This window comes from Dactylosporangium sp. NPDC051484, from assembly GCF_040689395.1.
In the GTDB taxonomy this organism is placed as follows: domain Bacteria; phylum Actinomycetota; class Actinomycetes; order Mycobacteriales; family Micromonosporaceae; genus Dactylosporangium.
Genome location: NZ_JBFAZX010000001.1, coordinates 440062 through 453579, shown reverse-complemented (window position 1 = coordinate 453579; position 13518 = coordinate 440062). Strand labels below are relative to the sequence as shown.

Genomic DNA, 13518 nt, shown 5'->3' with positions numbered 1-13518 from the left:
CCCGCAAACGCGCTCGCTAAGCGTACACGGCACCCGGCCGGGCACGAAATCGACTTACCCACTTTCGGTCTTCTCCCAGCTCACGGCTGGTTTCTTGGCCCGCGCGCCGGCGCTCGCGGGGGCTACGGGACTGCACGCAGCCAGCGGACCTCGCCCGCCGGCGCTTCGGCCGGGTCGGCGGCCGTCTGGACCTGCAACCAGGACTCGAAGCGCTCATACGGCAGCGGCCGGCTGAACAGGAAGCCCTGCCCCATGTCGCAGCGCATGTCCTCGAGCAGCCCGAGGGTCAGCTCGCTCTCCACGCCCTCGGCAACGACGTCGAGCCCGAAGTGGCGCGCCATGTCCACGATCGTGCGCACGATCGCCAGATCGCTCGGCGACGTTGCCATGCCCTGCACGAACGTCCGGTCGATCTTGACCTCCTGCACCGGCAGCCGGCTGAGGTCGGCGAACGCCGAGCGTCCGATGCCGAAGTCGTCGACCGAGAGCCGGACGCCGAGATCGCGGAGCCGGTTCAGCGTCGGCAGCGCACGCCCGCCGGCCAGCAGCCGGTCGTCCTCGCAGATCTCCAGGATCAGCCGGTCGGCCGGGACGCCGTGCCCGTCGAGCAGCTCGGAGATCTGCAGCGGCAGATCCGCGTCGCCGAGGGTCCGGGCGGACAGGTTGATTGCGACGGCGAGCGGCCGCCCGGCGTCGGCCCATTCCCGGGCCCGCCGGATGCCCTCGCACAGGACCACGCTGTTGAGCCGGGCCAGCTGGCCGGTGTGCTCCGCCACGGCGACGAAGTCGGGCGGGGCGACCTGGCCGTGCACGGGGTGCTCCCACCGTGCGAGGCACTCGACCCCGACCAGCCGCCGGTCGGTGAGCGCGACCTTGGGCTGGAAATACACCTCGAGCTCGCCGTTGGTGAGCGCGGTCCGCAGGTCGGTCGCGAGCCCGACGCGCCGCACCGCCCGCGACTGCAGCCCGGCGTTGAACACCTGCACGACACCCCGCGACTTGGCCACGTGTGTGGCCACGTGCGCGCGCTGCAGCAGCACCTCGGCGTCGTCGCCGTGCTCCGGGTAGATCGACACCCCGACGTTGGCGTCGACGTCGACCGTGAGCGACTCGATCACCATCGGATCGCTGAGCCCGCTGCGCAGCGTCCCGGCGACGGCGACGGCCGCCTCGACGCCGGCGGTGCGCAGCTCGATCGCGAACTCGTCGTCGCCGACCCGCGCCACCAAGGCACCCTGCGGGGCCAGATTCTGCAGCCGCCGGGCCACTTCGACCAGGACCCTGTCGCCGGCCGTGTGCCCGAGTGAGTCGTTGACCTGGCGCAGCGCCACGACGTCGAAGAGCAGCACGGCCACGACCTCACGCGGCCCGCGGCCGCTCATCGCCTCGCCCAGCGCCTCGAGCATCCGCCGGCGGTTGGCCAGCCCGGTGAGGGCGTCGTGGTTGGCGTCATACTGAAGCCGGTCGACGAGCCGGCTGTTCTCCACGGCGACGCCGGTGTGGGCGGCGAGGGTCTCGATCAGCTGGACGTCGTCGGGGCCGAAGGCGGTGCGGTCACCGAGCCGGCCGGCCACCTCCAGCGTGCCGACGGTGACGCCGCCGGAGCGCAGCGGGACCACGATGATGTCCTTGACGTGGGCCTGCTGCAGCAGCGCGCGCAGCTCGGGCGCCCCGGTCTTCGGCCCGGCGGTGACCGTGCGGCCGATCCGCATCGCCAGCTCGCGGAAGCGGTCGGGCGTCGGCGCGGCGTCCAGCAGCCCGGGATAGTCGAACCGGGCCGAGAGCAGGATCTCCTCGTGCCGGCTCTGCGGCGCCAGCCAGAGCGTCGCCGAGTCGGCCACCAGCAGTGCGCGGACACGGCCGAGCAGCACGTCTGGCAGCGTGCCGTCGTGATTGGTGCTGGCGATGTCGCGGGTCAGCGCATACATCTCGGTGAGGGTCTTGTGCTGGCGCAGAAACCTCGCGTAGGCGCGGTTGCCGATGCCGAGTACCACGGCGAGCATGACGAGCAGCAGGATCGACCACGGGCCGGCGTGCAGCGTCAGCAGCATGACCAGGCCGAGGACGATGTTGACGCCCATCACGGCATGGCCCGGCACAGCGATGCGCAGGAACTGGGGCACCTGCGCCGCACCGTGCATCAGGGCCATGACCCCGGACAGCGAGGCGAGACTCACGAAGTTGCTGGCGACGATCGCCAGGCCGAGCACAACCCAGGTGCGCGGGTCGGTCGCCGGACCTAGCCCCGCCACGAAGATGACGACGTTGGCCGCCGCGATCGACGCCATCTGGCTCGCCGCGTTGAAGGCCGCCTTGTGACGCCCCAGCCGCACGCTGAACACGTTCCAGATGAGCCCGGCCACGACCCGGATCGTGATCGTGAGCACCGGCGAGAGGTAGAACAGCGACAGCAGCACCGGGACGTCGTTCATCCAGATGCTCAGGCCCTGGCGGCGGATGTCGAGGCGCAACTCCATGTGCGACGCGAGGGCCGCGAACAGCAGCAGCGCTGGGGCGTATTCGATGTTGTAGGAGATCGGCCGGGCGTGCCCGGAGAGCAGCACGGGCAGTGACAGCAGGATGCCGACCGCGAACAGAGGGCCGGTGATCAGCCAGGCAGACTTGTCGGCGCGAACGATGGGCGCCCTCGGTGCGGGCACTTACTCCCCAATCACACGAAGCCGTGGGCCTTGGTGAGCCGCCGCCCCGCTCGCGGACCGAGCAGGATCAGGCTCAGGACCAGCCGTAATCCTCGGTGACGTAGACGCCCGACGGCGGGCTAGTCACCTGCGAGACGCCGGCGTTGAACGGTTCCGGCACCGACAGGATGCGCTGGGCGATGACACGGTCTTTGGAGATCACACCTGCGTGTGCCGCGGCCGTCGACAGGCCCAGCGCAGCGGAGCCTGCGCCGATGATCACTGCCAATCGAACGATCCACCGGCCGAGCGTCAAATCGCGCATCCTTCACTCCCATGCGGTCGTCGAGACGGCTGGTCCGGTTACATTACCCACGATCGTGCCACAACCCATGTGGGAACCAACAGAGCGCAGACCAAGATGACTCAGCGGCATGGAAGAATCGACCTTTCGGCCGATTTGGCTTGGCGGTCCGGCTAAATCAGCCCACCCGCCGAAGCTTCCGTGCAACGTTTCGGCGCTGTCGTGAGTCGATCCGGCCCGGCACCTCACGCCAGTCGGGCTCGGACGCGATCACCGCCGACTCGATCCACTCGACCGCCTCGCGCTCGGACCCGAACGTCCGGCTCCGCACGCGCCCGTCCGGGCCGCCCCGGCGGAGCTCGACCTGCCAGCGGCCGTCGGCCGCGTTGCGCACGTAGACGTCACGACGCGTCAGTCGCGACCAGCACCCGTTCCACCACCGTCGTTCGTTCATGGGTACATCTTAGAACTGGTGTACGACATTTTTTTGGCCTTGCCGGGATCCGCGGCGGCGCGGGGTGCGGTGCTACGTTCCGAAGGTGGAGTTTCCGGGCAAGGGTCTCGCCAAGGGGCTGGCCGTCACGCTGGGCACGATGACCAAGCGGGCCCACACCCAGCAATACCCGGACGTCGAGCCGGACCTGCCGCCGCGCTCGCGCGGCGTGATCGCGCTGCTCGAGGAGAACTGCACCGTGTGCATGCTGTGCGCGCGGGAGTGCCCCGACTGGTGCATCTACATCGACTCCCACAAGGAGGAGGTGCTGGTCCCCGGCGCGGCCCGGGCGCGCCAGCGCAACGTCCTAGACCGGTTCGCGATCGACTTCTCCCTCTGCATGTACTGCGGGATCTGCGTCGAGGTCTGCCCGTTCGACGCGCTGCACTGGTCGCCCGAGTTCGAGTACGCCGAGCACGACATCCGCGACCTGCTCCATGAGAAGGAGAGGCTCGAGGAGTGGGTGCCGACCGTGCCCCCACCGCCCGCCCACGATCCGCGTGGCGAGCCGGCGAAGGAGCAGACGGCCGCGGCGAAGCGGGCCGCGCGAAACACCGGCTGACACTCACGCACGCCGCGTAGCGGTCGGCGGACCGTAGGCAACTTTCCCGGGCGCTCTACGGCCTGATGGTCGATTCGTGTCATACCTGGGTGGCAGGATGTCCGCCATGAGGGTGGCGCAGCGATGACCGTGGCCGATGTGCTCACGGTGGCGCTTGGCGCGGTAGCGCTGGGGGCCGGCCTGCTGGTCGTGACCACTCAGCACGTCGTGCGAGCCGGGCTGTGGCTCGTCGTCGCCCTGGGCGCGATCGCCGGACTCTATCTGGTGCTCACCGCCGAGCTCGTCGCCTGGGTTCAGGTGCTCGTCTACGTCGGCGCCGTCGTGGTGCTCCTGCTCTTCGCCGTCATGCTGACCCGCGCGCCGATCGGCGCCAGCGCCGATCTGGACCGAGTCCGCTGGCCGGGTGCCCTGGTCGGCGCCGGGGCCGGGGCCGGGCTGGCGGCGCTGCTCATCGACGCCTTCCGCTGGACGCGGGTCGAGATGCCCGAGCCGGGCACCGCGGAGCGGCTCGGCGAGGCGCTGTTCCGCACCTGGGTGCTGCCGTTCGAGCTGGTCTCGGTGCTATTACTGGCGGCGCTGGTCGGCGCGATCGTGGTGTCCCGGCCCGACATCGGCGCCCGGACGACGCAGCGGAGGCGGGGCTGATGCATCCGACGCTGCCCTTCACCATCGCGGCCCTGCTGTTCGGCATCGGGGTCTACGGCGTCCTCGTGCGGCGCAACGCCGTGCTGCTGCTCATGGCCGTCGAGCTGATGCTCAACGCGGTCAACCTGATCTTCGTGACCGCCGATGCCTCGATCCGGGCCGCGGTGCCGCGGGCCGGACAGTCGTTCGCCCTGTTCGTGATCGTGCTGGCCGCGGCCGAGATCGGGGTCGGACTGGCGTTGATCCTGCAGCTGTATCGGCTGCGCCGCACCGTCGGCGTCGACGACCTGCCGCTGGCCGACGGACCCAACGGCCCGGCCGGACCCGATGAGCCCAACATTCCGGGTGAGTCCGGCGTGTCGGGCGGGTCGGACGAGGCGGAGGTGGCCGGATGAGCGTCGATCCGCTGGGCGTGGCGCTGCCGGCCGTGCCGCTGGGGCTCGGGTTGGTGGGGCTGCTGGTGCCAAACCGGATGCGGGGCCTCGCTGCCCTGCTCGGGATCGGCGGAGCGGCCGTCGCGCTCGCGTGCGCGATCGCCGTCGTGCTGCGCGGGGCGCGCGGGGCGGACGCCGGGGTCACCGTCGCGGAGTTCGGCCGGTTCCCGGTCACGTTCGGCACCTGGCTCGACGGCCCGGCCGGGCTGGTGGCCGTCGCGGTCGGCGTGGTCGCGCTCTGCGTCCAGGTCTACTCGGTGGCCTATCTGCACGACGACGAGCGATATGCGCCCTATGCCGCGCAGGTGAGCCTGTTCACCGGGGCGATGCTGCTGGTGGTCGTGTCCGGGGACCTGATCGCGCTGCTGGTGGGCTGGGAGGTCATGGGCATCTGCTCATACCTGTTGATCGGCCACGACCGGCGGCTGCCGGAGGCACCTGGCGCGGCGGTGAAGGCGTTCCTGGTCACCCGGGTGGGCGACGTCGGCTTCCTGCTCGGCATCCTGCTGCTCGGCCTGCACGCGCACAGCTTCCGCATCGCCGACGTGTTCGCGGCGGCCGGCTCCGGGGCGCTGTCCGCCGGCACGGTGACCGCGGCGTGCGTGCTACTACTGGCCGGGGTGGCGGGCAAGAGCGCGCAGTTCCCGCTGCACACCTGGCTACCCGACGCGATGGCCGGCCCGACACCGATCTCCGCCCTGATCCACGCCGCTACGATGGTGGCGGCCGGCGTCTACGTGGTGGCGCGGCTGTATCCGCTGTTCGAGCGCTCGCCCGCGGCGCTGGTCGTGCTCGCCGTGATGGCCTCGGTGACGATGCTGCTCGGCGCCCTCAGCGCGCTCGGGCAGGACGACATCAAGCGGGTGCTGGCCTGGTCGACGGTGAGCCAGCTCGGATACATGACGGGTGCCCTGGCGGTGGGCGCGCCCGCCGCGGCGCTGTTCCACCTGCTCACGCATGCCGCGTTCAAGGCGTTGCTGTTCCTCGCGGCGGGATCGGTGATCCACGCCGTCGGGAGCAACCGGATGTCGGCCATGGGCGGGCTGCGGGAGCGCATGCCGGTGACGTTCTGGACCATGACCGTCGGTCTTGGCGCGCTGGCCGGGGTACCACCGCTGGCCGGCTTCTGGAGCAAGGACGCGGTCCTCGAGGCCGCCGCCGGGTCGGGGCCGGTGCCGCGGGGCGTCGCTCTGATCGTCTTGTGCTCGGCCGGGGCGACGGTGGCGGTGACCGCGGCCTACGTCGTGCGGCTCTGGCGACGCACGTTCCTCGGCGAGCCGCGCAGCGAGGCTGCCCGGACCGGTCACGAGCCGGCCTGGGCGATGCGGGGGCCGCTGCTGGTCCTCGCGGTGCCGTCCGCTCTGCTCGGCCTGGCCGGGCTCATGCCGGGCTTCGGCACTCGGCTCGGCAGCACCGAACGACTCGCGGCGGTTGGCTGGACGAGCGCGGCGGCCCTGGTGCTGCTGGTGGCCGGCGGCTGGGTGGCCTGGCAGCGCACGTCGCGGGGCGACCTGGTGGCGCCGGACACCGGCCCGGGCCGGCTGCTGGCCAATGCCTTCTATCTCGACGCAGTGCAGGACGCGCTCGTCACGCGGCCGGTGGTGGCGCTGGCCAGGCTCGCCCGGCGGGCTGACGAGCGGCTGGTCGACGCGGCGGTCGAGGGGGTCGGCGCGGGCGCCGGTGCTCTCGGCGGGCTGCTGGCCCGGGCGCACGCCGCCGCGCTGCCACGAGCCGCGACGGCGTTGCTCGGCGGGGCGGTCGTCCTCGCCGTCGTGATCGCGGTCGTCCTGGGGGTGGCGCGATGACCTCCGGGCAGACCTTGCTGCTGGCGACCCTGCTACTGCCGGCGATCGGCGCCCTGCTGGCCGCCGGGCTGCCGGCGCGGCTGGACCGGGCGGGGCGGATCGGCGGCACCGCGTTCGCCGCGGCCACGGCCGGCGTCGTGGTCGCGCTCGGGCTGTCCCGCACCACGGGGCCGGGGCAGCGGCGGATCGAGCCGTTCGCCGAGATCGACGTGCCCTGGGCGCCGGCGCTGAGCCTGCGCTTCCACATCGGCGTCGACGGCATCTCCTATCCGCTGGTCGCGCTGACCGCGCTGCTCACCCTGCTGTGCTGCGCCTATTGCCTGTGGCGGGTGCCCGAGCCGGGGCGGGGGCGCCTGCTCGTGTCCCTGCTGCTGGTGCTCCAGGCCGGCATCACCGGGGTGTTCCTCGCCCTCGACCTCGTGCTGTTCTTCGTGTTCTTCGAGGTCGTGCTCCTGCCGATGTATGCGGTGATCGCCGTGTGGGGCGGCGCCGACCGGCGGCGGGCCGCGCGCAAGTTCGTGCTCTACACGCTCTTCGGCTCCGTGCTGCTGCTCGTCGGCGTGTTCGTGGTGGTGGCGTCGTCGGGCACGGGCGACCTCGTGGCACTGAGCGACCCTGCCGTCCGGCCGATGTCCGCAGGCGTGCAGCTGCTGGCCTTCGCACTGCTGGCGCTCGCCTTCGCGGTCAAGAGCCCGCTCTGGCCGCTGCACACCTGGCTGCCGGCCGCGCACACCGAGGCGCCGACGGTCGGCTCGGTGATCCTGGCCGGCGTGCTGCTGAAGATGGGCACGTATGGTCTGCTGCGGGTCGCGGTGGGCGTGGCACCCGACGGCGCCCAGCGCAGCGCGCCCGTGCTCGGGACGCTGGCCACCGCGGCGATCATCGCCGGCGGCCTGATCTGCCTGGCGCAGACCGAGCTCAAGCGGCTGATCGCGTACTCGTCGGTCGGGCACATGGGCTTCGTCCTGCTCGGCATCGCGACGCTCACCGCCACGGGCATGCAGGCCGCGCTGATCGGGAACATCGCCCACGGGGTCGTCACCGGGCTGCTGTTCTTCGTCGCCGGCGGCATCAAGGACCGCGCGCACACCGGGGACCTCGCCCGGCTCGGTGGGCTGCGGGAGACCGCGCCGGTGCTCAGCGGCGTGCTGGCCTACGCGGCGATCGCTTCGCTGGGCCTGCCCGGCCTGGCCGGCTTCTGGGGCGAGGCGTTCGCTGTGCTGGCCGCGTTCGAGCGGGGCGGCCCGCTGTGGACGACACTCGGGGCGCTGGCCGCGGTCGGCGCGGCGATCGCCGCCGCCTACTTCCTCCGGCTACTGCGTCGGGTCACCCACGGGCCGGCCGCGCCTACTGTCACCGGGCTGGGACCGGCTGCGCGGCTTGGCCCCGGTGAGCTGGTCGCCTGGTCGCCGCTGATCGCGCTCGCGCTGGCCCTCGGCGTCGCGCCGGCCCTGGCGCTGCACTGGTCCAATTCGGCGATCTTGGCGCTCGCGGGGGTGTTCGGGCGATGAGGATCGATCAAGTGGCGCTGATCCCCGTGTATGTCGCGGCGGGCACGGCACTGCTGGCGCTGCTGGTGGACCTGATCGCGCCCGGCCGGCGCGGACCGGTGGTGGTCACGACCGCGCTCGGCATGGCCGGGACCGCGGCGGCCGCGATCGCGGTCGGCGTCGGCGGCGGGCGCCGCACCTCCCTGTGCCTCGGGCCGGACCAGTGCTCACTGGTGCTCAACCCGGCCTCGGCGATCGTCGCCGGGGTGTTCGCCGGGCTGGCGCTCGGGACCCTGGCGCTGTCGGTGCCGCTGCTGCGCACGGGCGAGGTCCCGGTCGGCGAGTATTGCTTCCTGCTGGCCGCCTCACTCACCGGGGCCGTGGTGCTGGGCGGCGCGCGCGACCTGATCACGCTGATCGTGGCGCTGGAGACGCTGACGCTGCCGCTGTATCTGCTCGTCGGGCTGCGGCGCGGGGCACGCGAGGGCGCGGCGGCGGCGGTGACGTTCTTCGTCGTGAGCGTGGCGTCGACCGCGGTCGCGCTGCTCGGCGCGGCGCTGGTGTTCACCGCGACCGGAGGCGTGCACTTCGCCGACATCGCCGGCCGGCCGGTGGCGCCAGGCGCCAAGCCGCTGCTCGAGGTCGGCGTGGTGCTGTTGCTGACCGGGCTGGCGTTCAAGGTGGCGGCGGTGCCGGCGCATGCCTGGGCGCCGGCGACCTACGACGGGGCGCCGCTGCCGGTCGCCGCATACCTGTCGACCTCCTCGAAGCTGGGCGGCGTCGTCGCGCTGGTGCTCGTCGGGGTGTCGGCGGCGCGGCCGGTGCTGTCGTCCTCGGGGCTGACGCTCGCGGCACTGGCGGTGCTGAGCATGACCGTCGGCAACCTGGTGGCGCTGCGGCAGCGGCGGATGGTGCGGCTGCTGGCCTGGTCGTCGGTGGCGCAGGCCGGATATCTGCTGGCGCCGCTCGGCGCGCTGATCGCCGCCGGCGACGTGACGCCGCTGCTGGTCGCGGCCACGATCGGATACGCCTTCTTCTACGTGCTGCTGGAGTTCTCCGCGTTCGGCGCGCTGGTAGCGGTGCGCGGCGCGAGAGACGGCGGGGCGATCGCCGACTATCGCGGCCTCGCGCGGCGCTCCCCCTGGCCGGCAGGGGTGCTGGTGCTCGCGCTCGCGGGCCTCGCCGGGCTGCCGCCGGGGCTCGCCGGGCTGTTCGCGAAGATGGCGGTGGTCCAGGCGCTGCTGGGCGGCAACGCCACCTGGCTGGCCGTGATCGTGGCGATCAACGCGGTGATCGGGCTCGCCTACTACGTGCGCGTCGGCGCGACCCTCTTCGTCCCCGCCGAGGCCCCCGCCACGACCCCCGGCGAGGCCCTTGACCAGGCCTACGACGGTGAGAAGGCGGGGGAATTCGCCGTGCCGGGCGGCGGGCGGGCACCATGGCCGGTGGTCACCGCCGTGGCGGTTGCGGCGACTATCGCAGTGATTGTCGGGTTTGGACCTGAATTGGTCATGCGCGCGGCGGCGACGTTCGGCTGAAGCTTTCAGCTAGCTCACAGCTAGCACCCGGAAGTTATACCGGGAGTCGCGCTGTTATTGAAGACATGCAGCACAGGCATTTCAACGGCTTGAAGACGGCGGCCCTTCTCGGGCTGCTGACCTCCTTGATTCTCCTTGTCGGCTACTGGCTCGGCGGTAGCACCGGTCTGGTCATCGCCGTGTTCCTGTCGCTGGCGATGAACGCGTTCAGCTACTTCTACTCCGACAAGATCGCCCTGCGCGCCATGAACGCGCAGCCGGTGACCGAGGCGCAGGCGCCGGAGCTGTACGCCATGGTGCGGGAGCTCGCGACGTCGGCGGGGCAGCCCATGCCGCGGCTGTACATCAGCCCGACCCGGCAGCCCAACGCCTTCGCCACCGGGCGCAACCCCCAGAACGCGGCCGTGGCGGTGACCTCGGGCATCCTCGACATCCTCACGCCCCGCGAGCTTCGGGGGGTCATCGGGCACGAGCTGTCGCACGTGTACAACCGGGACATCCTGATCTCCAGCGTCGCCGGCGCGCTCGGCGGCATGATCACCATGCTCGCCAACCTCGCGATCTTCCTGCCGATCGGCCGGTCGAGCGACGACGAGGACGGGCCGGGCATCCTCGGCCTCCTGCTGATGATGATCCTGGGCCCGCTCGCGGCCACGGTGATCCAGCTCGCGATCAGCCGGAGCCGGGAGTACGAGGCGGACGAGTCCGGCGCGAAGCTGACCGGCGACCCGCTGGCGCTGGCGAGCGCGCTGCGCAAGATCCACCGCGGTACCCAGGCGCTGCCACTGCCGCCCGACGGCCAGCTGGCCAGCCAGGCGCACCTGATGATCGACAACCCGTTCAAGGGCGGCGGCCTCGCGTCGCTGTTCTCCACGCACCCCCCGATGGAGCAGCGTGTCGCACGGCTGGAGCAGATGGCCGGCGTGAGCAGCTACCGGTAACCCTCTCGGAACGAACCAGGGCCCGCCGTAGAATCGGCGGGCTCTGTCGTGTGTAAGGGGTGAGGCCGCCGTGCGGCAGTACATGTCCGTGTGGCGGCTTCCCGGCGCGCCCGTCCTATTGATCGTGAGCGTGCTGGCACGCCTCGGCATCGGAATGGTCTCGCTGTCGCTGCTCCTGCTGCTACAGCAGGCGCACGGCCGGTACACCCAGGCAGCGCTCGCCTGCTCCGTCTACGCGATCGCGAGCGCCGCGGCCAGCCCGGTGGTGGGCCGGCTGGCGGATCGGATCGGGCCGGCGCCGGTCCTGGTGAGCACGGGCCTGGCGTACCCCTGCTGCCTGGTCTTTCTGATCTTCGCGGGCCTGCGGGACCTGCCGCTGCCGATCGTGCTCGGCGCCGCGGTCCTGGCCGGCGTGACGTTTCCACCGATGACGGCCGCGGTGCGCGGCACCTGGAACGCGCTGACCGTCGACAAGCCCGAGGTGCGGGTCACCGCCCTGGCCGCCGAGACGGCGCTGTTCGAACTCGTCTTCGTCGTGGGCCCGATCCTCGTCGCGCTCTGCGTGGCGCTGTGGCAACCCGCGGTGGCGCTCGGTGCCGCGGCGGGGATCACGCTGATCGGCACGCTGGCGGTGGCGCGCGGCCGGGCGATGCGCTCCTGGCGGCGCCACGACGGGCACGCGCCGGCGCGGGGGCTGGGGCCGCTGCGGGTGCCCGGCTTCCCCGCCCTGCTGGCCACGGCGCTCGGCCTGGGCTTCGCGTTCGGCGCCATCGGCGTGGCCGTGCCGGCCTACGCGACCGAGTACGTTGCCCGCGACCCGCAGAGCGCCGGCGGCATCCTGCTCGGCGTGTGGGGCATCGGCAGCGCGGCGGCAGGCGTCTGGTTCGGCACCCGCCCGCGCGCCCGGGCGCGGTTACGGTGGCTGCTGGCCGGGGTCGCCGCCAGCCTGGCGATCCTGGCGGCGATGCCCAACGCGGTCGCGCTCGGCGTCGCCCTCGTGGTCGGCGGTGCGACCATCGCCCCGGCGCTGACGGTCCAGAACTCGATGGTCGGCGCGATCGTGCCGCAGTCGATGCTGAACGAGGCGTACACCTGGCTGGTGACCGTCTCGGTCGGCGCGAGCGCGGCCGGGGTCGCGGCGACCGGCCTGGTCGTCGACCGCCCCGGCGGCGCGCCCTGGGCGTTCATGCTGGCCGCCGCCGCGGTGGCGGCGGGCGCCCTGGTCGCGCCCGAGCCGTTCACTTACACGAGCGATCCGGACGGGGCACCCGTGTAGAAATCATGGCGATTGCCGGTGTACGTCGCGGCGTCGACGAATCGCCCTCAACAGGCTTCTACCGAAGAGCCACACCGTTATGGCGAATACCGGGACAACTGCCCAGGATCGCCAAGTACCCTCCGCCAATACGTCTGGCACTCGGATGGCCGTAAAAGCGACCATGAGCCCCAGAACCGCAGATCTCCACCAGGAGATCCCTGACTTCGCCATCGCCAGCTACTCCGTATCGCGCCTTCAGGACACCGCTGAGCGAGCCAGCATGTTGATAGCCCACTGCACGTCAGCGAGACGAACGGTCGCAGACTCCTCAGCCGCCGTAAGGCCAGCCTCGACCAGGTCGCGAATGACCTCGCTCGGTGTCACCCCGCGTCGCTGGGATTCAGCCACCAGACGCTCCGTCAGTTCCAGCGAGAAGCGGACCGACTGCACCACCGACGGCGAACGCGGCCGGTCGTGCTGCGCGTCGGACCAATTCCGGCTCTCCAACGCCGCGAAGGCGTCATCCGGCTTGCTCATGGCCGTTCCCGACAGCGGGTTCACGCCAGCATCATCCAGCCGCTCGGACGTCCGTTCGGCGAACACGTGCAGCTCGTCGGGCACCGTCCCAGCGTATGACAGGTGTACACGCCTCTGCCGCCGGACCGTTTGGAAGAAAGCTGGGAAACGGTCTTGCTTCCTGTAGTGATCATACTGACAGACGCCGCGCTGCGACCTGGACTTATTACGCGACGCGGGTGGCACCGTAGGCGGCGGCGGCGAGGAGTACGACTCCGCCGAGACCCACCAGCCAAAAGGCACCCGCGCCGCCGTTCGCGTCTTCCACCCGGCCGGTCGGGTCCATCGGGTCGTACCGAATTTGCATCCGCGCGCCCACCTCGACCTCGGTTTCATCGCCCGTGTCGGACACGTCGGCCTGGACGGTCTTTCCGTCGGCGGTGGTGAACCGGACCACTGCGTTCAGACCGCTCCTGCTATACGACACCGCCACGACGTCGCCCGTTGTGACCAGTCCACGTTCCTGCAGGATCCAATGGTCGTAGTACATCCGGAGCGCGATGAACACGAACGCCAGCCCGGCGACGGTGGCACCGGCGACGCCAGCCCACCCTTTCGTGTTGGCGTATGACGCGCCATGCCGTGGGCGCCTTCGGCTGGGCCGCGTAGGACGACGCACTGACGGCTGGGCCGGACCCTTTGCCTGATCGCCCGCCCGCAATCGTCGTTGCCTTTCTCCCCTGCCTGACATGAGATCATCATGCGCGCCGTCCGTGCGTTGCAGACGTTGCACGCACTCGCGAGCCGGCCACAGCACCACTGGTCTCCGTGTGGGAATCTGAGCTGCTCGCGCCGCCCGCCTTCCGACGCACGGCCGGCCGGACCTGAGCCGC

The 13518-nt window shown here is 71.6% G+C and carries 12 protein-coding genes and 1 pseudogene; 8 read left to right on the top strand and 5 right to left on the bottom strand.

Annotated features, from left to right (window positions below):
- Window positions 1–122: 122 nt before the first annotated feature.
- The 3 genes from AB0367_RS02210 to AB0367_RS02200 form a co-directional block, all read right to left on the bottom strand.
- Window positions 123–2660, bottom strand: a complete 2538-nt coding sequence (locus AB0367_RS02210) for a bifunctional diguanylate cyclase/phosphodiesterase (protein ID WP_366224324.1) — start codon at window positions 2658–2660, stop codon at window positions 123–125.
- Between the two features lie 73 nt (window positions 2661–2733).
- On the bottom strand, window positions 2734–2964 hold the full coding sequence (locus tag AB0367_RS02205) for a hypothetical protein (protein WP_366224323.1): 231 nt from the start codon (window positions 2962–2964) through the stop codon (window positions 2734–2736).
- A gap of 157 nt (window positions 2965–3121) precedes the next feature.
- Window positions 3122–3397, bottom strand: coding sequence for a hypothetical protein (locus AB0367_RS02200; RefSeq protein ID WP_366224322.1), 276 nt, complete (start codon window positions 3395–3397; stop codon window positions 3122–3124).
- A 64-nt stretch (window positions 3398–3461) separates the two neighbouring features.
- Here AB0367_RS02200 and AB0367_RS02195 point away from each other — a divergent pair.
- From AB0367_RS02195 to AB0367_RS02160, 8 genes and pseudogenes are all read left to right on the top strand, one after another.
- A pseudogene (locus AB0367_RS02195) lies at window positions 3462–3983 on the top strand (NADH-quinone oxidoreductase subunit I); the annotation flags it as partial.
- A gap of 138 nt (window positions 3984–4121) precedes the next feature.
- The gene (locus AB0367_RS02190) at window positions 4122–4643 is read left to right on the top strand and encodes an NADH-quinone oxidoreductase subunit J (protein ID WP_366224321.1); all 522 of its coding nucleotides are present in this window, start codon (window positions 4122–4124) and stop codon (window positions 4641–4643) included.
- Window positions 4643–5038 carry an NADH-quinone oxidoreductase subunit NuoK gene (gene nuoK, locus AB0367_RS02185; protein WP_366224320.1) on the top strand — a complete coding sequence of 132 codons (396 nt, stop codon included), beginning with the start codon at window positions 4643–4645 and terminating at the stop codon, window positions 5036–5038. The genes AB0367_RS02190 and nuoK overlap by 1 nt, the downstream gene beginning before the upstream one ends.
- Window positions 5035–6882, top strand: coding sequence for an NADH-quinone oxidoreductase subunit L (locus tag AB0367_RS02180; protein ID WP_366224319.1), 1848 nt, complete (start codon window positions 5035–5037; stop codon window positions 6880–6882). Before nuoK ends, AB0367_RS02180 begins: the two co-directional genes overlap by 4 nt.
- Window positions 6879–8393: an NADH-quinone oxidoreductase subunit M gene (locus AB0367_RS02175; protein WP_366224318.1), complete on the top strand. Its 1515-nt coding sequence runs from the start codon at window positions 6879–6881 to the stop codon at window positions 8391–8393. Before AB0367_RS02180 ends, AB0367_RS02175 begins: the two co-directional genes overlap by 4 nt.
- Window positions 8390–9910, top strand: a complete 1521-nt coding sequence (locus AB0367_RS02170; protein WP_366224317.1) for a proton-conducting transporter membrane subunit — start codon at window positions 8390–8392, stop codon at window positions 9908–9910. Before AB0367_RS02175 ends, AB0367_RS02170 begins: the two co-directional genes overlap by 4 nt.
- A 65-nt stretch (window positions 9911–9975) precedes the next feature.
- Window positions 9976–10851, top strand: coding sequence for a zinc metalloprotease HtpX (gene htpX, locus AB0367_RS02165; RefSeq protein WP_366224316.1), 876 nt, complete (start codon window positions 9976–9978; stop codon window positions 10849–10851).
- Between the two features lie 70 nt (window positions 10852–10921).
- Window positions 10922–12127: an MFS transporter gene (locus AB0367_RS02160; protein WP_366224315.1), complete on the top strand. Its 1206-nt coding sequence runs from the start codon at window positions 10922–10924 to the stop codon at window positions 12125–12127.
- A 237-nt stretch (window positions 12128–12364) separates the two neighbouring features.
- Here AB0367_RS02160 and AB0367_RS02155 read toward each other — a convergent pair whose 3' ends face one another.
- Together AB0367_RS02155 and AB0367_RS02150 are read right to left on the bottom strand one after the other, a co-directional pair.
- Window positions 12365–12730: a hypothetical protein gene (locus AB0367_RS02155; protein WP_366224314.1), complete on the bottom strand. Its 366-nt coding sequence runs from the start codon at window positions 12728–12730 to the stop codon at window positions 12365–12367.
- 121 nt (window positions 12731–12851) lie between these two features.
- Window positions 12852–13376, bottom strand: coding sequence for a DUF3592 domain-containing protein (locus AB0367_RS02150; RefSeq protein WP_366224646.1), 525 nt, complete (start codon window positions 13374–13376; stop codon window positions 12852–12854).
- Between the last annotated feature and the right edge of the window lie 142 nt (window positions 13377–13518).